This is a genomic window from Leifsonia sp. fls2-241-R2A-40a, from assembly GCF_030209575.1.
Taxonomy (GTDB): domain Bacteria; phylum Actinomycetota; class Actinomycetes; order Actinomycetales; family Microbacteriaceae; genus Leifsonia.
The window spans coordinates 1,824,561-1,841,855 of sequence record NZ_JARVRS010000001.1; the positions used below are offsets into that span (position 1 = coordinate 1,824,561).

Here is a 17,295-nt window from a genome sequence, read left to right on the forward strand (position 1 = left end):
GCGCGCCGCGCGGGCCGCCGCGCGCCGGCTGTCAGCGGTCGGCGACGCGGGCGGCGATGTCGGTGCGGTACTGCCCTCCGGCGAGGTGGATGTGGTCGAGCGCCGCGTAGGCGCGGTCGCGCGCCTCGGCGAAGCCGGTGCCGCGGGCGACGACCGACAGCACGCGGCCGCCCGTCGCGAGCAGCTCTCCGGTCGCCTCGTCGCGAGCGGTCGCCGCGTGGGCGATCGTCACCTCGGGGACACCGGCCGCCTCGGCCAGCCCGGTGAGGGGGCGACCGGTCTGCGGCGACTCGGGGTAGCCCTCGCTCGCCAGCACCACGGTGACCGCGGTGTCCAGGGCGAACTCCGGGCGGGGCAGCCCGGAGAGCCCGCCGGTCGCGGCGGCGAAGAGCAGCGTGGACAGCGGGGTGACGAGCCGGGGGAGGACGACCTGGGTCTCCGGGTCGCCGAAGCGGGCGTTGAACTCGATCACCCGGATGCCGCGGTCGGTCAGGATCAGGCCGCAGTACAGCAGCCCGATGAACGGGGTCTGCTCCCGGGCCATCGTCCGCACGGTGGGCAGCGCGATCGTCTCGATGACCTCGTCAACGAAGCCGTCCGGCAGCCACGGCAGAGGGGAGTAGGCGCCCATCCCGCCGGTGTTCGGACCCGCGTCGCCGTCGAGGAGGCGCTTGTAGTCCTGCGCTGGGGAGAGCGGCAGCACGTCGTGCCCGTCGCTGACCAGGAACAGCGACACCTCCTGCCCGTCGAGGAACTCCTCGACCAGCACGCCGCCGTGCAGCAGCCACTGCGTCGCGTGTTCGACCGCGGCGTCGCGGTCCTCCGTCACGAGCACGCCCTTGCCCGCGGCCAGGCCGTCCGCCTTGACGACGTACGGAGCGCCGAACTCGTCGATCGCTGTCAGCGCTTCGGCGAGGGTCTCGGCGCGCACGGCGCGGCCGGTGGGGACGCCGGCGGCATCCATGATCCGCTTCGCGAAGGCCTTCGACCCTTCCAACTGGGCCGCAGCCTTGCCCGGCCCGAACACCGCGATGCCGCGCGTGCGCAGCGGGTCGGCGACGCCCGCGACCAGCGGGGCCTCCGGACCGATCACGACCAGCTCGATCGCGTTCTCGACGGCGTACTCGGTGACCGCCTCGCCGTCGAGCGGATCGAGCCCGAGCTCGACCGGCACGTCCTGCGCGATGCCGGCGTTGCCGGGTGCGGCGACGATCTCGTGCCGCTCCTCCTCGGCCAGGAGCGCGGTGATGATGGCGTGCTCACGGGCACCGGAACCGAGGACGAGAATCTTCACGCCCCCAATGCTAGAGGGAGCGGATGCGGCCGACAGGCTCCGCCCGCAACCTGTGGACAACCCGCCGCAACCGGGTGGGAGGATGGATCGCATGGCGAAGGCGAAGATCCCGGACGAGGTGGGCGGACCGGCCGTGCGAACGGCCGTCGCCGGGGACGCCGACCGCAACACCACGGCCACCGCCGTGCGCTACCTGCTCCAGCTGCTCGCGGAGCGCGCGCCCGGCAACACCGTCGAGGTCCGCGTGCCGCCCTTCGGTGCCGTGCAGTGCATCCCCGGACCCCGCCACACCCGCGGGACTCCGCCCAACGTCATCGAGACCGACGCGGCGACCTGGCTGGCCCTCGCCTCCGGCTCCCTGACCTGGGACGACGGCCTGGCGTCCGGTTCGGTGCGCGCCTCCGGCCAGCGCGCCTCCCTCGAGGGCCTCATCCCGCTTCGCTACTGACGCCCGGCAGGGTCAGGGATGCACGCCGAACAGCACCGCGACCACCGCTGCCCCGGCCATCACGGTCGCGAAGGCGGCGACGCCGACTCGGGCGAGGACCGCGCGCAGCGCAGGAACAGTGGATGGCCGAGGAGAGGTGCTCACACCATCTCAGACGTGATGATCAAGGCTCCATGACGCGCGACGGCCGCCCAGCTTCGGTCTGGGAGAATGAAGCCATGAGCGACACCCCCGAGCAGCCGCGCCCGAGCGACGAGACGCCCGACGCGCGGCCCGAGGACGCCGTGCAGCCCGAGGAGACGGTCACCCCGGCCGAGGTCAGCGTGCGACGCTCGCCGCGGTACTTCCGCTTCATGATCACCGGCGCCGTCCTGTTCGGGATCATCGCGCTCATCCTCACCTTCTCGTTCCCCGAGAATCCGACCTACGACCGGGGCTCCGTCTTCGGCTTCCTGCTCGCGGTGTGCGCCACGATCGGTGTCGCCGTCGGCGCGGTCGTGGCGCTCCTCCTCGATCGGGCGACCGCCCGTCGAGCGCGCAGCGTGCAGGCGGATAGAATCGACGTGCGCATCCCCGAGTCCGGCTCGTCGCCCGCGCGGCGCGACGGCTCGCAGCCGGAGCCCGGCACGCAGAACGACAGCACGAGCGACACCCAGAGCTGAACATCCCGACTTCCTGAAAGGGGTCCGCTGTGGCCGGAGGCGACGGTCTTCTCACTCACGATCTGCTGCCCGGAGAGAAGGGGCCACAGGATGCCTGCGGCGTCTTCGGCGTCTGGGCTCCCGGTGAGGAGGTCGCCAAGCTCAGCTACTTCGGGCTCTACGCGCTGCAGCACCGCGGCCAGGAGTCGGCGGGCATCGCGACGAGCGACGGCGACAAGATCCTCATCTACAAAGACATGGGGCTCGTCTCACAGGTGTTCAACGAGAACGCCCTGAACTCGCTGCCGGGCCACATCGCCGTCGGCCACACCCGCTACTCGACGACCGGCGCATCCAGCTGGCAAAACGCGCAGCCGACGCTCGGCTCCACCGCCAGCGGCACGGTCGCCCTCGGCCACAACGGCAACCTGACCAACACCGCCGAGCTCATGCAGCTCGTCCACGAGCGCTACCCGCAGCACGACGGCGAGCTCTCCCGCGGCAACACGACCGACACGGCCGTCGTCACGGCGCTGCTCACCGGCGACCTCGACCACACTCTCGAGTCGACGGCGCTGGAGGTGCTCCCGCGCCTGCGCGGCGCCTTCTGCCTGGTCTTCATGGACGAGCACACGCTCTACGCCGCGCGCGACCCGCAGGGCGTCCGCCCACTGGTGCTCGGCCGTCTGGAGCGCGGCTGGGTCGTCGCCTCCGAGACCGCAGCGCTCGACATCGTCGGCGCCAGCTTCGTTCGCGAGGTCGAGCCCGGCGAGCTGATCGCCATCGACGAGAACGGCCTCCGCAGCCAGCGCTTCGCCACCGAGAAGCGCGCGGGCTGTGTCTTCGAGTACGTCTACCTCGCGCGTCCCGACACCACCATCGCCGGGCGCGGCGTCTACGAGGCGCGCGTCGAAATGGGCCGCCAGCTCGCCCGCGAGCACGCCGTGGACGCCGACCTCGTCATCCCGACGCCCGAATCCGGCACGCCCGCGGCGATCGGCTACGCGCAGGCGTCCGGCATCCCGTTCGGTCAGGGTCTGGTCAAGAACTCCTACGTCGGCCGCACGTTCATCCAGCCGTCGCAGACCATCCGCCAGCGCGGTATCAAGCTCAAGCTGAACCCGCTGAAGGAGGTCATCAAGGGCAAGCGCCTGATCGTGGTCGACGACTCGATCGTCCGCGGCAACACGCAGCGCGCTCTGGTCTCCATGCTGCGCGAGGCGGGCGCCGCCGAGGTGCACGTCCGCATCTCCAGCCCGCCCATCACCTGGCCGTGCTTCTACGGCATCGACTTCGCCTCCCGCGCTGAGCTGATCGCGACCGGTCTGGGGGTGGAGGAGGTGCGCCAGTCCATCGGCGCCGACAGCCTCGGCTACCTCTCCGAGGACGGCATGATCGACGCCACCGAGCAGCCGCGCGAGCGTCTCTGCACGGCCTGCTTCACCGGCGTCTACCCCATCGAGCTGCCGGATGCGCACCACCTGGGCAAGAACCTGCTGGAGCGCCCGTCCGTGTCGCCCACCGACGACGGCTCCGACGCCACGTCCGACGGCTGCGAGCCCGGCCCCGACTCCGAACTCGAGCCCCTCCTCTCCTTCGGCGACCCCGCCCGGCAGGAGTAGCCCGCTGGCAGCTGCCCTCCCCGGCCGCCGATACGATGGTGGGGTGACAGACTCCAGCGCCTCCTACGCCGCAGCAGGCGTCGACACCGCGGCCGGCGACCGGGCCGTCGAGCTGATGAAGGCGGCGGTCGGCCGCACGCACGGACCGGAGGTCCTCGGCGGCGTCGGCGGCTTCGCCGGCCTGTTCGACGTCTCCTTCCTCAAGGACTTCGCTCGCCCGCTGCTGGCCACCTCGACCGACGGCGTCGGCACGAAGGTCGCCCTCGCGCAGGCGCTCGACAAGCACGACACGATCGGGCAGGACCTGGTCGGCATGGTCGTCGACGACATCGTCGTGGTCGGCGCACGACCGCTGTTCATGACCGACTACATCGCCTGCGGCAAGGTGGTCCCCGAGCGGATCGCCGCGATCGTCGCCGGCATCGCCCAGGCCTGCGCCCAGACCGGCACGGCCCTGGTCGGCGGCGAGACCGCCGAGCACCCCGGCCTGCTCGGCCCGGACGACTACGACGTCGCAGGCGCCGCGGTCGGCGCCGTCGAGGCCGACGCCGTGCTCGGGGCCGACCGTGTGCGCGACGGGGATGTCGTCCTCGCGATGGCCTCGTCCGGACTGCACTCCAACGGCTACTCGCTGGTGCGTCACATCCTGGCGGCCCGGGGTATCGGCTTCACCGACCAGTCCGCGGAGTTCGGTGGCGTCGTCGGCGAGGCGCTCCTCGAGCCGACGCGGCTCTACACGGCACCGCTGCTGCGGGTGCTGCAGGATCCGTCGCTCGCCGGCGCGCTCCACTCGCTCAGCCACGTGACCGGCGGGGGAATCGCGGCGAACCTCGCACGCGTGCTCCCGGTCGGCTCGTGGGTCGAGGTGGACCGTTCGACGTGGTCGCCGACGCCGGTGTTCCGCATCCTGAGCGACCTCGCGGGCAGCTCGCTCGAGTCGAGCGAGGGCACCTGGAACCTCGGAATCGGGATGTTCGCGGTCGTGGCTCCGGAGGCGGCGGATGCGGTCGCCGCGGCGATCACCGCCGACGGCATCCCCACCTGGCGCGCGGGCACGGTCTCCACCGCGCCACGCGACCTGGCCGGGTTCGAGCAGGGCGCCAAGGGCGTCGACGGCGGCGCGGTGCGCCTCGTCGGCTCCTACGCAGGCTGACGCCACGTCACCCTTTTTGGTCGGAGCGGCGAGGGCCGGCCGCCCGCTAGAGTGGCGCGTGTGAGCCGACCGCACGCCAGCCTTCGCCTGGTGTTCGGGGTCACATTCGCGGCCTTCGCGGCCGTCCTCGTCGTGGCTCCCGCGGTCGCGGCGTCCGCCTCGCCCTCCGCTGCTCCCAGCACTCCGGTCCCGACGCCGTCCTCGACGTCGAGCCGTCCCCCGAGCCCCGCCTCGACCCCCGCGTCCGCCGCGCTGGTCCCGCTCGTGGACTGCATTCAGGATGCGCCCCTCGGCGCCGTCTCGTCGCGCACGGTCGTCCTCGGCTACCGCTCGACGGACTCCGCCCCTCTCACGATGCCTGCGGGCGCCGGAGCGAACGACCTCACGGCGGGCGCCGCCGGTCGCGGGCAGCCCACGGAATTCCAACCGGGCGAGCACCACGGCGTCTGGCTGCTGACCGTGGACGCGGCGGCCGAGCCGGATCTGGCGTGGCGCCTCGGCACCACCCAGGTCCCCTTCGATTCGGCTCCCGCGTGCACGGCGGCGACCACGGTGACCGTCAGCGCCCCCGCGCCCGTCGCAGCGGGTGGCGTCGTCTCGCTGTCGGCCACGGTGGCCAGGATGCTGCTCGCCGCCCCCGGCACCGGCACGGTCGCCTTCGCTCTCGACGGGGGCACCCCGGTCGGGGCATCCCTCTCGCCGACGGGCGTCGCGCTTGCCGACCTGCCGGTGCCGACCGCCGGACCCCACACCGTGACTGCGACCTACCGTCCCGCCGACGGGTCCGCGCTCCTGTCCTCGGTCGGGACGGTCGCCTTCGACGCCGCCGCGGCCAGTTCACCGCTCAGCGTCTCAGCGGACTCGGTCGTCGCCGGGAGCACGGATGTCTCCGTCGCGATCACCCGGCCGACCGCCGTCGGGGCTGCGACCGTCGACGTCATGACCGCCGACGGCACCGCGCACGCCGGCCCGGACTACACGGCGCTCACGACCACGGTCACGCTGGCCGACGGGCAGGCCTCCGCCACGGTGCGCATCCCGCTCGCCTCTCGACCGCCCGGCTCGCCCGCGGCGACCTTCTTCGTGCTGCTGCAGCGCGCGTCCACCGCGGTCACGGCCGCCTCCGCGACCGTCGCGCTGCCGGCCGTTCCGCCGGCGCCCGCCGCGGCTGCAGCGGGCGGCGACACCCACGCGGGCGCCGGCGGCGCGGTGTCCTCCGCGCTCCCGCCGGACGACCCCACGGCCGTCAGCCCGGCGGCCGCCACCGCACGGGCCGGACAAGACCTCGCGATGATGCTCGGCGGGGTCCTGCTGACCGGTGGCGGCATCCTGGGCGCCGTCGGACTGGTCCGCGCCGCGGGGGTACGCGAAGCGCGGGCATGACGAACCGCGGACGAGGCGTGACGAACGTCCGGGACAAGCCGTGACGCTCAGGCGTCAGGCCTCAGCGAGGGATGCTCGACGGCGACCCGCAGCGCTACGCGCGCTTCGGAGTGCCCGTCTCCTCGTCTTCGTCCTCGTACTCGTAGGCGTCTTCCGACTCGGTCTCTTCGTCCGACTCGTACTCGGCCCACTTGGCGTACTGCTCGTCTTCGCCGTGGGAATGACCAGTGAGCTCACGCTCCAGGGCGTCGTAGTTCACATTGGGACTGAACGACTTCAACTGCCGCGCAATCTTGGTGTGTTTTGCCTTTTGACGGCCGCGCCCCATGCGTGACCCCCTTTTGGTCCCAGCCCGGGCGAGAGAGGCTCCCCGGGGATCGAATAGAAACAGTGAAAACTAGCATGGAGTTTAGCATGCGGACATCACGGACCCCCGAGTTCCCGCACAGCGAGAAGTGATGGGATGAGCGCGTGAGCACGACCAGGACCGACACCCAGGTGGTGGTGATCGGCGCAGGCCAGGCCGGTCTCGCCGTCGCCTACTATCTTCGTCGGTTCGAGCTGACTCCGGGGGTCGATTTCATCGTCTACGACCGCGGTCCGCGCACCGGCGGCGCGTGGCAGCACCGGTGGGATGCGCTCAAGCTCGGGAGCGCTCATCACGTCAACGACCTCCCGGGGATGGCCGAGCTCGGGCTGAGCTTCGAGACGGCCGACCGCTCCCTCCCGGCGAGGGACATCGTCGCCGGATACTACCGTCGCTACGAGGAGCACTTCGGCCTCCAGGTGCAGCGGCCGGTGGCCGTGCACAGCGTGCGCGATCGCGGTGCCGATCTCATCGTCGAGCACAGCGCGGGCGAGACGGCGACGCGCATGGTCGTCAACGCGTCGGGGACCTGGGGGTCGCCGTTCGTGCCCTATTACCCCGGGATGAACAGCTTCGCCGGGCGGCACATCCACACCTCGACCTACGTCTCGGCGGACGAGTTCGCCGGTCAGTCTGTGGTCGTTGCGGGCGGCGGCACGAGCGCGATCGGCTTTCTGCTGGAGCTGGAGGGCGTGGCCGAGTCGCTGACGTGGGCGACCCGGCGTCCGGTCGACTTCCGCGACGAGTCCGAGCTCACTATCGAGGGCGGTGTGGCCGCTGTGGCGATGCAGGATGCGGCGGCCCGCGCCGGCCAGGCGCTGCCCTCCATCGTCAGCGGGACGGGCGTGCCGCGCACCCGCCGGATCGCCGCGGGCATCGAGCGCGGCGTGCTGATCGAGCGGCCCATGTTCACGAGCATCGAGGAGCACGGGGTGCGGTGGGCGGACGGCTCGTTCACTCGCGCCGACGCGATCATCTGGGCGACGGGCTTCCGCCCGGAGCTCCGTCACCTCGCACCGCTGCGGCTGCGCGAGAAGAGCGGCGGACTGACCGTCGGCTCGGGCGCATCGTGGCAGGACCCGCGCATATTCCTCGCCGGGTATGGCCCGCAGGCGTCGACCATCGGGGCGAACCGCGCCGGACGCATCATCGCCCGCCAGATCATGGCGCAGCTGTAGCCTCCCGCCCTCCGGGTCAGACCTCCACGTCGCGGGGCCGTCCGGCGAAGCGGAGGCCCGAGACCTGGATGCGGCCGGCACCCGGCTCGGGGTCGACGTCGAAGCGTCCCGCGGGTGCGTCCGGACTCAGGCCCAGCCGCGCGCTCAGGACCGCGACAGCGGCGGCGGCGGACCACGCCTGCGGCCGGCACGCCGCAGGGTACGGGATGGGCGTGCTCGTCACCCGCGCGCTGTCGCCGGAGTGCAGCTCGGGCATCCGGTAGTCGAAGCCGTCAGCGGCGGCGAGCAGGCCGTCCGCGAGCAGTCCGGCCTCGGCTCGGAACCCTTCCCGCGCGAGCCCGCCGATCGCGATCGCCGTGTCGTGCGCCCACACACTGCCGCCGTGGTAGCTCAGCGGCCAGTAGCCGGTGGAGTCGGTCGACATCGTCCGCAGACCGAAGCCTGAGCAGAGTTCCGGGGAGACCAGACGCCGGGCGATGAGTTCCGCCTGACCGTCGCCGACGATGCCTGTCCCGAGCAGGTGCCCGATGTTGCTGGTCACGGTGTCGACCTTTCGCTTTGCCGCGTCGAGCGCGACGGCGGGGTAGGCGCCCGCGGGGTCGTCGATCCAGAACGCCTCGGCGAACCGCTGCTTCAGGTCGGCCGCCCACGTGCGCCAGTCCTCGGCGCCCGGTCGACCGAACGCGTCCAACAGCTGAGCGCCCCCGATCGCCGCCTCGTAGGCGTAGCCCTGGACCTCGCACAGCGCGATCGGACCCTCCGCGAGTGTTCCATCCCGCCATTGGATGGAGTCGCCCGAGTCTTTCCACCCCTGGTTCGCGAGACCGTGGCCCGTCGTGTCGATGTACTCCAGGAAGCCGTCGCCGTCGCTGTCGCCGTAGTCGCGCATCCACCCCAGGGCGGCTTCGAGGTGAGGAAGCAGCGGCGCGATCTCGTCGTCGGGCATCCCCCACTTCCACGCGTCGTGCAGCAGGCAGATCCACAGCGCGGTGGCGTCGACGGTGCCGTAGTAGAGCGGGGGGAGCAGCATGCCCTCGCCGGGGATCGCCAGCGGAGCGGGCCGCAGCTCGTGCATGATCTTGCCCGGCTGCTCGGCCGTCTCGGCGACCGTTCGCGTGCCCTGGTAGTGGGCGAGGACCCGCAGCGTCGAGGCGGCGAGCTCGTGACCGAGCGGGAGCAGCATTCGGGCGGCCCACAGGGAGTCGCGGCCGAACAGCGTGAAGAACCAGGGCGCGCCCGCAGCGAGGAACACATCGTCCGGATCGTCGACCGTCGACATCCGCAGCGACTGCAGGTCGGCGATCGCGCGCTGCAGCCAGGCGGCGAGCCGCGAGTCGCCGGTGGCCGCGCGGAACGCCGCCCATTCGTCCGACGGCGCGGCACCGGCGACGACGGCCGACGGGTCCGCGACCTCGATGTGCCATCCGACCGCGACGTCTCCGTGTGCGGGCACCTCCACGTCCCACCTCACGGTGACGCGCGTGTCGGCGACGAGGATCTCGGCGCCCTCCGCGCGGACGCGGGCCGAGACCGGCCCGCTGTGCATGACGGCCCCGCTCCCGTCGGCCGTGACCGTCACGGGATGCTCGCTTCCCGCGAACCCGGCCTTGAGGTTCTGCATGGCCGTGAAGTCGGCCCCGAGCTCCATCCTCAGTGTGGTCCGGATGCTCTCACTCAGCGCGTTGCGCAGCACGATGCGCTCCTCCAGCGATGCGGAACGGACCGTCCGCGTCTGCTCGATGCGCACGCGCGGGTCGGCTGTCGCGTCGTCGAGGCCGCGGGCGAGTGCGGTGAAGACCGCGGTCGACGCCTCCGGACCGGCGGTCGCGATGTGCTCCGTCGGGCCGTCGCCGACGGTGAGCAGCACGCGGTCGAGCACGCGGACGTCCGAATGGTAGAAGCCGTGGATCCCGTACCCGTCGATCCGCCCGTCGCCGGCCGACCAGGCCTGGGAGGGAGCGGTCAGCACCACGACGCTGTCGTGGAGGAGCGGCTGGAGGGGTTGGGTCATCGCGGTGGTCGTGCCTTCGTTCGGTGTGCGGTGTTCATGGGTGGTGCTTCGGCTGAGCGTCATCGCGGAGGCTCCGGGGGAAGTGCGACCGTCATTCCTTCACCGCTCCCTCGCTGGTGTTCATGATCCGTCGCTGGAACACGAAGAACAGCACGGCGACGGGGATCGTCATGATCGCTGCGGCCGCCAGCTTGAGGGGGTACTGACTCCCCTGGCTCAACTGACCGCTGGCGAGCCCGGCGACACCCTTGGTCAGGGTGGTGAGCGACGGACTCTGGGTGGACACGATGAAGTGGGCGAGTTCGTTCCACGACCCCTGGAAGGAGAGGATGACGATCGTGATCAGCGCGGGTCGCGCCATGGGCAGCACGATCGACCAGAACACGCGGAACGTGCCGGCGCCGTCGATGCGCGCCTGCTCCTCGACGCTCGCGGGGACCGACTCGAAGAAGTTCTTCATGATGAAGACGCCCGCGGCGTCGGTCAGCAGCGGCAGGATCATGCCGGTGTACGAGTCGTAGATGCCCAACTGGTTGATCACCAGGAACTTGGGGATGAGCAGCACGACCATGGGCACCGACATCACCGCGACGAGGGCGGCGAACACGAGCGAGCGACCCCGGAAGTGGAGTCGGGCCAGCGCGTAACCGGCGAGCGAGTCGAAGAAGACCCGCCCCAGCGTGACGAAGACAGTGACCAGCACCGAGTTGCCGAACCACACGGGGAAGTCGGAGTTGAGGAACAGCTTCGTGTACGCCGCGGTCGTGAACGTCTGCGGGATGAGGGCCACCGGATTGCTGGCCGCCTCGGCGTCGGTCTTGAACGACGTGGCCAGCTGGATCAGGAACGGCATGATGTAGACGACCGCGATGGCGATCAGGATCGCGTACGTGATCGAGGTGGCGACGATCGTGCCGCGCGAGCGGTGACGGCGGCGCGGCCCGGCCGTCTGGGCGGGCCGCGCCGCGGCCGCCTGCGACTGATCCGCCTGAACGATGGTGGAGCTCATCGGAGCGCTCCCTTCCGGTCGGAGTCGTCGCTGCCCGCGGACGGTGCGCTGCTGGGCGCTCCGCCCGCGGCCGTGCCTGCGGCGAGGGCCGGCTGGTACAGCCGCATCCGCCGTTTGGAGACCGCCCGCTCCCGCAGCACCCAGCGCTGGAAGAGGGTGAAGACGACGATGATGACGAACAGAATGAAGGCGATCGCGGCTCCCTGGCCCCACTCCTGGTTCACGAATGACGTCTGGTAGGAGAGGTACGCGGGCGTCAGCGTGGTCTTGCCCGGCGCTCCGCGGGTGCCCGTGTAGATCTGGTCGAAGACCTGCCAGCAGCCGATGAGTCCGAGGGTCAGCACGGTGAAGAGCGTCGGCCGCAGCTGGGGGAGGGTGACGCGCCAGAAGCGCTGCCAGCCGTTGGCGCCGTCCATCATCGCCGCTTCGGTCACGTCGCCGCCGAGATTCTGCAACGCCGCGAGGAACAGCAGCATGAACGTACCGCTCGTCGTGAACACGGCCATGATGATGAAGGCCGACATCGCGACGGAGGGACCGCCGAGCCAGTCCCACCAGGAGACGCCCAGGGTGGTGTTCTGGGTCAGCGCCGGCGGCCCCTGCGTCACGCCGAACGCGGACAGCAGACCGTGGATGATGCCGGTCGGGTCGTTGAACCAGTTCGGTCCGTGGATGCCGACCCAGGAGAGCACCTTGTTGACCGCGCCGCTCGTGCTGAAGAGGAACAGCCAGAGCACGGTGATGGCCACCGAGCTCGTCACCGAGGGAAAGTAGAAGGCGGTGCGGAAGAAGCCGCGCCCGCGGAGGATCGCGCGGTTGACCAGCACGGCGAGGCCGAGGGCGACCGCCGTCTGGATGGGCACGACCAGCACCACGTACCAGGCGTTGTTCTTCAGCGACATGCCGAAGTCCTGCTCGGCCAGCCCGCCGCCCGCAAGGAGTTTCGAGTAGTTGTCGAAGCCGACGAAGTTCACGCTCGACGCGAAGGGGCTGCCACGACCGCCCCAGTCGGAGAAGCTCACCCACAGCGCCATGAGCACCGGGATGACCAGGAAGACGCCGAGCAGCAGGATGACCGGGGCGGTGAACAACCACCCCGAGGCGGTCTCGCCGCGCCGGATTCCGGTGCGACGAGACCGACTCGTGGTTGCAGACATGGCGTGTGCCTCTCTGAGTGCTGCTCGGGCCTACTTGACCAGAGCCTCGAGGTTCTTCTGCGTGGCGTCGAGGATCGACTTCGGGTCGCCGGTGGCGAGCGACTCGAGCTTGCTGTTGAGGTCGGTCACGACGTCGGCCGAGCCCTTGGCGGTCGGTACACCCTTCGCGTAGTCGGCGGCAGCCAGGAACGGCACGAGGTCGGGGTTGTCCGACTTCCATTCGGCGGCGGCGGACTTGATCGACGGCATCGGGCCGAAGGCCTTCGAGAACGCGAGCTGGTCGCTCTTGCTGGTCAGCTTCTCCACCAGCTTGAGCGCAGCGGCCTGGTTGGGGCTGTCTGCCGCGATGCCCCAGCAGTTCGTGAACTGGAGAGTGCCCTGACCGGCGGGCCCCTTGGGCAGCTCGGCGATCTTGTACTTGATGTTCGGGAAGTCGGACTTCAGCGCACCGGTGATCCAGTTGCCCTCGATCGTCATGGCCGCGAGACCCTTGCCGAACGCTTCGCCGCCCCAGCCCGCGCCGAGGTCTTTGGCGTACTTGAGCTCGCCGCCGTTGAGCATCTGCTTGACGAAGTCGAGCGCCTTCACGTTGGCGTCGCTGTTCGCGGTCGCCTTGGTGCTGTCGTCGTTCATCAGGTTGCCGCCGGCCTGGACCATGAAGGAGCCGATGCGTGCGTACTCCCCGGAGATGCCGAGGCCGACCTGGCTGCCCGTGGTGAGCTTCTTGGAGACCGCTTCGAGCTGATCCCAGGTGGTCGGGATGTCGGCGTCCGTCAGACCGGCCTTGCTCCAGGCGTCGGTGTTGATGATCAGCTGGAGGGTCGAGAAGTCCTTCGGCGCGCAGTAGAACTTGCCGTCGTAGGTGAACGACTTCACCAGGCTGGGGTACAAGTCGCTCTTGTTGCTCAGCTGGTCGCCGTACGCGAGCAGCGAGCCGTTGGAGGCGTAACCGGCAAGGGCGTCGGTCGAGAGGTAGAACACGTCGGCCGGCTTCTTCGCGGCGAAGCCCTGCGACAGCTGCTGGTTGAGGTCGCTGGCCGCGACCACGCTGGCCTTCGTGCCCGAGCTCTTCGCCCAGTCGGCGACGGCCGACTTGACCGCCGTCGTCTCGGCGTCGCCGGACGAGCCGATCATGACCGACAGGGCCTTGTCGGACGACGTGAGCTTGCCGGTGTCGGTGCCGCTGCTGCCGCCGCCGAAGCCGGAGCCGCATGCTGTGAGGGTGAGTGCTGCCGCCGCGGCGACGGCGCCGCCCGCGAGCCAGCGGTGTGTGATCTTGCGCATTCGTGTGTCTCCTTGAGATGAGTGTGCCCGGTGGATGCGGCGCACGCGTGCAGGGTCGGGCAGGTGGTGGACAACCCGTGTGGTGGTGCCGGCTGTGAGCAACCCGGGGGCAGGGGACAGGGGAGGATCTGTGCTCCGCAGCGATGCGCGCATCCGACCTCCCTGGTCCGTGCCTGGTGCCTCACTCCCGCTATTTGATCGATCAAATCGTCAACTGCTACGGTGACTTTGAACGATCAAATCCGGGATGAGTGCCACAGTAACCTCGTGGTTCCGAAGGTGTCAAGCGCACCAGTAGGGTCATATCCAGCCGGTGGAGGAAGGGGTCGCGATGGGAGCGCAGCCGACCGTCAGCGATGTCGCCGGGATCGCCGGCGTCTCGCGTCAGACCGTCTCCAACGTGCTGAACGCCCCGGAGCTCGTGCGCCCGGAGACGCGCGAACGGGTCCAGCAGGCCATCCATTCGCTCGGCTACCGGCCCCACGCCTCCGCCCGCCGCCTGCGCACCCAGAAGAGCTCGACGATCGGCATCCGGCTCGATCCGATCACGCAGGACGGCATCTCGGGCAGCATCCTGGATCGCTTCCTGCACGCCCTCACCGAGCGCGCCGACCGCCAGGGCCTGCGCGTCCTGCTCTTCACGGCCGACGGCCCGGAGGACGAGATCGAGCAGTTCCGGCGCCTGTCGGATGGGGCGGACGTGGACGCGTTCGTCCTCACCTCCACCTTCCACGGCGACCCGCGCACCGAGTGGCTGATCGATCACGGCCGCTCGTTCGTCACCTTCGGCCGGCCGTGGGGCATCGACGACATGACCGATCCCGAGCACCTCTGGGTCGACGTCGACGGACGCTCCGGCCTGCGTGATGCGACCGAATACCTTCTCTCCCGGGGCGGCCCGCGCGTCGCCTTCCTCGGCTGGCCCGCCGGGTCGGGCACCGGCGACGACCGCCGTGAGGGCTGGCTCGAGGCGATGACGGCCAGCGGTGGTCTGACCGGCGACGAGCTCCGGATGCTGGAGGCGGCGGAGGAGGACGGGGTGCCGAACGGCGCCGACGCCATCCGCCGGATCGAGGCGCAGTCGGGCCCCGTGGACGGTGTGGTGTGCACCTCGGATTCGCTCGCTCTGGGTGTGCTGACCGCGACCGGCGGCCGCGTCCCGGTGGTGGGATACGACGACACCCCCGTCGCCGCCTCCCTGGGCTTCTCCAGCGTCGCCCAGCAGCTCGACGAGGTCGCCGCGGGCGTGCTCGACCTGCTGACCGGCGTCCACGGGGGGCGCGTGCGGCCGGACGGCGAGGTCTCCGACCCGCGCCACCGGCTGGTCACCCCGCGGCTGGTCGTGCGCGACGGTCCGCCGCTCATCGGCCCGCGCTGAGCGGCGCCGAAATCCGCGCGTAACGAGGACCGGGGACAATAAGGCCATGTCTCCACAAGAGTCCCTTCTGGATGCGTCACGAGCGCGTCGCCTGCCCATCACCGTCTCCATCACCCGCCGCGTCGACGGCGACCGCCTCCCCGAGGTGACCCGCTGGGTCCAGTCGGGGGTGAACCTGGCGAACGGCTTCGAGGGCTTCCTCGGCTCGGGATGGGTGAGGGCGCACGCCGACTCGGACGAGTGGCACATGCTCTACCGCTTCGCCGACGCGGACACGCTGGAGGCATGGGAGGCGTCCGATGAGCGCGCCGACTGGCTGTACGAGGGCCGCGAGCTCGTGGAGGTCTCCCGTGTCGAGCGGCGGACCGGCATCGAGGGGTGGTTCGACCAGCCTCAGCCCGGAGCGCCGGCAGCGCCGCCGCGCTGGAAGCAGGCCGTGACGATCTGGCTCGGGTTCTTCCCGCTCTCGCTGGCGTTCACGTATCTGGTGATCTCGTTCGTCCCCGGCTGGCACCAGCTGTGGCCGGTCGCGACCGTGCTCATCACCACGCTGTGCCTGACGCCGACGATGACGTACGTCCTGCTGCCGTTCGTCACGCGGTTGCTGCAGCCCTGGCTCCGCCGGTAGCCGCGCGATCGGGGTTCTCCCTGAGCGGCCCCTGAGATTCCCGTTCTGTCCCGGAGAACCGCTTGCATCGCCTTCACTCGCGATATATCGTGAACGCGTCAACAATCGCGATATAACGCGAGTCACCGACGGTCCCGGGAATCGGGCCGGACGAGCAAGGAGCAGGAAGCATGACGCAGGAGAAATGGCTGATCCAGCCGGGAGAGAGCCGCACGATCGACCTCGAGGTGGTCCGCGCGCTCAAGGTCGGTTTCATCGGTGGTCAGATCGACATCGTCGGGCACGACGAGCCGGGTGCGCGCATCGAAGTGCACTCCGTCACCGGCCGCGACCTCAAGATCGTGATCGACGGCGACCGCCTCGAGATCGACCACCCGCAGCTGCGCTGGGACAACTTCATCGAGGTGTTCAAGTCGATGCGCTCTAGCGCCCGCGCCGACGTGAGCGTTCTGGTCCCGCGCGACGTCGAGCTCAAGTTCGGCGTCATCTCCGCCGCCGCCCTCATCTCGGGTCTCCACACCGATGCGCGGCTGAGCACCGTCAACGGCGACATCGTGGCCGACGGCCTGACCGGCGACATCGAGCTCAACTCGGTCAGCGGCGAGCTCTCCGTCCGCGACCACACCGGCCGCATCGTCGCCCACACCGTCTCGGGCGACGTGACCGCCAGCGGCGCCATCCGCCGGTTCTCCGCCGACGGCGTCTCGGCCGACGTGATGATCGACGTCGCCGGGACCCCCGACGACATCGCGGTCAACACCGTCTCCGGCGACACGACCATCCGCATCCCCGAAGCGGTCGGTGCGCGGTACCGGGTGAACACGGTGTCCGGTCGCGTGCAGCTCGACAACATGACCGTCGTCGGAGGGATGGGCAAGGGCTACACCGGCACCTCCGGCACGCTCGACGGCCGCTGGGTCGAGATCTCCGTGAACTCGGTCTCCGGCGACGCCGCCGTCCTCCGCAGCGTCGCCGCACCGCAGGGCCAGGAGGCCTCGGCGTGAGCCCCGTGTTCTCGCACGGCAGCCTCCGTCTCTACCTGCTGAGCCTTCTGGACGAGTCGCCGCGGCACGGCTACGAGCTCATCCAGGCGCTGACCGAGCGCTTCGGCGGCACCTACAGCCCCAGCGCCGGCACGATCTACCCCCGGCTGGCGAAGCTGGAGGAGGAGGGCCTGGTCACCAAGAGCGCCGACGGTCGCAAGACGGTCTACGCGATCACGGACGCCGGCCGCGCCGAGCTGGCCGCTCGCCGGCCGGAACTCGACGCGATCGAGGACGAGGTCACGGACTCGGTCCGCCGGCTCGCCGACGAGGTCCGGGCCGGGGTGGACGACGCGATGCGCACGCTGCGCGCCGAGCTCGCCTCGGCCGCCCGGGAGGCGAAGCGCGGGGCCACCCGCGTGGACCCGCGTCAGCAGGCGCGCGACGCCGGACGGGATGCGCGGGCGACCGCGAACGCGGCGGCCCGCGAGGCGGAGGCGGTGCTCAACGAGTTCCGCCAGCAGCTCCGGACGGACCTCCGCCATCAGGCTGCTCGCGGCATCCTCTCGGCGGACGTCGTGCCGCTGCTCACCGACGAACTGGCGCGCGTGCGCCGGGTCGTAGTCGAGGCGATCAGCCGGCGCTGATCGCCGCGTCCGGCTTTTGGAAAGAGCCAGCGAATGCTCATCTCGCTCCCAGTGAGGCCCCTGCTGGTCGCCCCGCCGCGGCAATCCGCGGCGGAGGCGCCCCCGGCGGGTC

At 70.7% G+C, this 17,295-nt stretch carries 17 protein-coding genes; 10 read left to right on the forward strand and 7 right to left on the reverse strand.

Features of this window, described 5'->3' with window-relative positions; translation table 11 throughout:
• Positions 1–31: 31 nt before the first annotated feature.
• Entirely contained in the window at positions 32–1,294 is a 1,263-nt protein-coding gene (gene purD, locus QRN40_RS09190; RefSeq protein ID WP_285115286.1) for a phosphoribosylamine--glycine ligase, read from the reverse strand.
• A gap of 91 nt (positions 1,295–1,385) precedes the next feature.
• Here purD and QRN40_RS09195 point away from each other — a divergent pair, with 91 nt between their 5' ends.
• Positions 1,386–1,742, forward strand: coding sequence for a sterol carrier family protein (locus QRN40_RS09195; RefSeq protein ID WP_285115287.1), 357 nt, complete (start codon positions 1,386–1,388; stop codon positions 1,740–1,742).
• A gap of 12 nt (positions 1,743–1,754) precedes the next feature.
• Here QRN40_RS09195 and QRN40_RS09200 read toward each other — a convergent pair whose 3' ends face one another.
• Positions 1,755–1,886: a hypothetical protein gene (locus QRN40_RS09200; RefSeq protein ID WP_285115288.1), complete on the reverse strand. Its 132-nt coding sequence runs from the start codon at positions 1,884–1,886 to the stop codon at positions 1,755–1,757.
• Positions 1,887–1,960: 74 nt separating this feature from the next.
• On the opposite strand from QRN40_RS09200, the gene QRN40_RS09205 reads away from it, so the two are divergent.
• From QRN40_RS09205 to QRN40_RS09220, 4 genes are read left to right on the forward strand one after another with little or no spacing between them, the layout of a single operon-like run.
• Positions 1,961–2,404 (forward strand): MFS transporter, encoded by a 444-nt coding sequence (locus QRN40_RS09205; RefSeq protein WP_285115289.1) that lies wholly within the window; start codon positions 1,961–1,963, stop codon positions 2,402–2,404.
• 29 nt (positions 2,405–2,433) lie between these two features.
• Positions 2,434–4,005 (forward strand): amidophosphoribosyltransferase, encoded by a 1,572-nt coding sequence (purF, locus tag QRN40_RS09210; protein ID WP_285115290.1) that lies wholly within the window; start codon positions 2,434–2,436, stop codon positions 4,003–4,005.
• 43 nt (positions 4,006–4,048) lie between these two features.
• A complete protein-coding gene (purM, locus tag QRN40_RS09215) occupies positions 4,049–5,158 on the forward strand; it encodes a phosphoribosylformylglycinamidine cyclo-ligase (protein ID WP_285115292.1) in 1,110 nt (369 codons plus the stop codon).
• A 60-nt stretch (positions 5,159–5,218) separates the two neighbouring features.
• Positions 5,219–6,541, forward strand: a complete 1,323-nt coding sequence (locus QRN40_RS09220; protein ID WP_285115293.1) for an Ig-like domain repeat protein — start codon at positions 5,219–5,221, stop codon at positions 6,539–6,541.
• Between the two features lie 94 nt (positions 6,542–6,635).
• On the opposite strand, the gene QRN40_RS09225 is transcribed toward QRN40_RS09220, so the two are convergent.
• The gene (locus QRN40_RS09225; protein ID WP_285115294.1) at positions 6,636–6,869 is read right to left on the reverse strand and encodes a DUF3073 domain-containing protein; all 234 of its coding nucleotides are present in this window, start codon (positions 6,867–6,869) and stop codon (positions 6,636–6,638) included.
• 143 nt (positions 6,870–7,012) lie between these two features.
• On the opposite strand from QRN40_RS09225, the gene QRN40_RS09230 reads away from it, so the two are divergent.
• A complete protein-coding gene (locus QRN40_RS09230) occupies positions 7,013–8,086 on the forward strand; it encodes an NAD(P)-binding domain-containing protein (protein WP_285115295.1) in 1,074 nt (357 codons plus the stop codon).
• A gap of 16 nt (positions 8,087–8,102) precedes the next feature.
• On the opposite strand, the gene QRN40_RS09235 is transcribed toward QRN40_RS09230, so the two are convergent.
• The 4 genes from QRN40_RS09235 to QRN40_RS09250 form a co-directional block, all read right to left on the reverse strand.
• Complete coding sequence (locus QRN40_RS09235; protein ID WP_285115296.1) at positions 8,103–10,097, reverse strand: glycogen debranching N-terminal domain-containing protein; 1,995 nt, start codon at positions 10,095–10,097, stop codon at positions 8,103–8,105.
• 91 nt (positions 10,098–10,188) lie between these two features.
• Positions 10,189–11,106 (reverse strand): carbohydrate ABC transporter permease, encoded by a 918-nt coding sequence (locus QRN40_RS09240; protein WP_285115298.1) that lies wholly within the window; start codon positions 11,104–11,106, stop codon positions 10,189–10,191.
• Positions 11,103–12,263, reverse strand: coding sequence for a carbohydrate ABC transporter permease (locus QRN40_RS09245; protein WP_285115299.1), 1,161 nt, complete (start codon positions 12,261–12,263; stop codon positions 11,103–11,105). Before QRN40_RS09245 ends, QRN40_RS09240 begins: the two co-directional genes overlap by 4 nt.
• A 30-nt stretch (positions 12,264–12,293) precedes the next feature.
• The gene (locus QRN40_RS09250) at positions 12,294–13,547 is read right to left on the reverse strand and encodes a sugar ABC transporter substrate-binding protein (protein ID WP_285115300.1); all 1,254 of its coding nucleotides are present in this window, start codon (positions 13,545–13,547) and stop codon (positions 12,294–12,296) included.
• A gap of 331 nt (positions 13,548–13,878) precedes the next feature.
• Here QRN40_RS09250 and QRN40_RS09255 point away from each other — a divergent pair, with 331 nt between their 5' ends.
• The 4 genes from QRN40_RS09255 to QRN40_RS09270 all read left to right on the forward strand — a co-directional run bounded on the left by QRN40_RS09255 (position 13,879) and on the right by QRN40_RS09270 (position 17,183).
• Positions 13,879–14,925 (forward strand): LacI family DNA-binding transcriptional regulator, encoded by a 1,047-nt coding sequence (locus QRN40_RS09255; protein ID WP_285115301.1) that lies wholly within the window; start codon positions 13,879–13,881, stop codon positions 14,923–14,925.
• Positions 14,926–14,971: 46 nt separating this feature from the next.
• Complete coding sequence (locus QRN40_RS09260; protein ID WP_285115302.1) at positions 14,972–15,553, forward strand: antibiotic biosynthesis monooxygenase; 582 nt, start codon at positions 14,972–14,974, stop codon at positions 15,551–15,553.
• Between the two features lie 170 nt (positions 15,554–15,723).
• Positions 15,724–16,557: a DUF4097 family beta strand repeat-containing protein gene (locus tag QRN40_RS09265; protein WP_285115303.1), complete on the forward strand. Its 834-nt coding sequence runs from the start codon at positions 15,724–15,726 to the stop codon at positions 16,555–16,557.
• Entirely contained in the window at positions 16,554–17,183 is a 630-nt protein-coding gene (locus QRN40_RS09270; RefSeq protein ID WP_285115304.1) for a PadR family transcriptional regulator, read from the forward strand. Before QRN40_RS09265 ends, QRN40_RS09270 begins: the two co-directional genes overlap by 4 nt.
• Positions 17,184–17,295: the final 112 nt, after the last annotated feature.

Excerpts from the sequence above, each read along its gene's own strand:
- QRN40_RS09265 (WP_285115303.1), top strand. The coding sequence starts at position 15,724 with ATGACGCAGGAGAAATGGCTGATCCAGCCGGGAGAGAGCCGCACGATC.
- QRN40_RS09205 (WP_285115289.1), top strand. The coding sequence starts at position 1,961 with ATGAGCGACACCCCCGAGCAGCCGCGCCCGAGCGACGAGACGCCCGAC.
- QRN40_RS09240 (WP_285115298.1), bottom strand. The coding sequence starts at position 11,106 with ATGAGCTCCACCATCGTTCAGGCGGATCAGTCGCAGGCGGCCGCGGCG.
- QRN40_RS09195 (WP_285115287.1), top strand. The coding sequence starts at position 1,386 with ATGGCGAAGGCGAAGATCCCGGACGAGGTGGGCGGACCGGCCGTGCGA.
- QRN40_RS09255 (WP_285115301.1), top strand. The coding sequence starts at position 13,879 with ATGGGAGCGCAGCCGACCGTCAGCGATGTCGCCGGGATCGCCGGCGTC.
- QRN40_RS09225 (WP_285115294.1), bottom strand. The coding sequence starts at position 6,869 with ATGGGGCGCGGCCGTCAAAAGGCAAAACACACCAAGATTGCGCGGCAG.
- QRN40_RS09235 (WP_285115296.1), bottom strand. The coding sequence starts at position 10,097 with ATGACCCAACCCCTCCAGCCGCTCCTCCACGACAGCGTCGTGGTGCTG.
- QRN40_RS09250 (WP_285115300.1), bottom strand. The coding sequence starts at position 13,547 with ATGCGCAAGATCACACACCGCTGGCTCGCGGGCGGCGCCGTCGCCGCG.
- QRN40_RS09245 (WP_285115299.1), bottom strand. The coding sequence starts at position 12,263 with ATGTCTGCAACCACGAGTCGGTCTCGTCGCACCGGAATCCGGCGCGGC.
- QRN40_RS09260 (WP_285115302.1), top strand. The coding sequence starts at position 14,972 with ATGTCTCCACAAGAGTCCCTTCTGGATGCGTCACGAGCGCGTCGCCTG.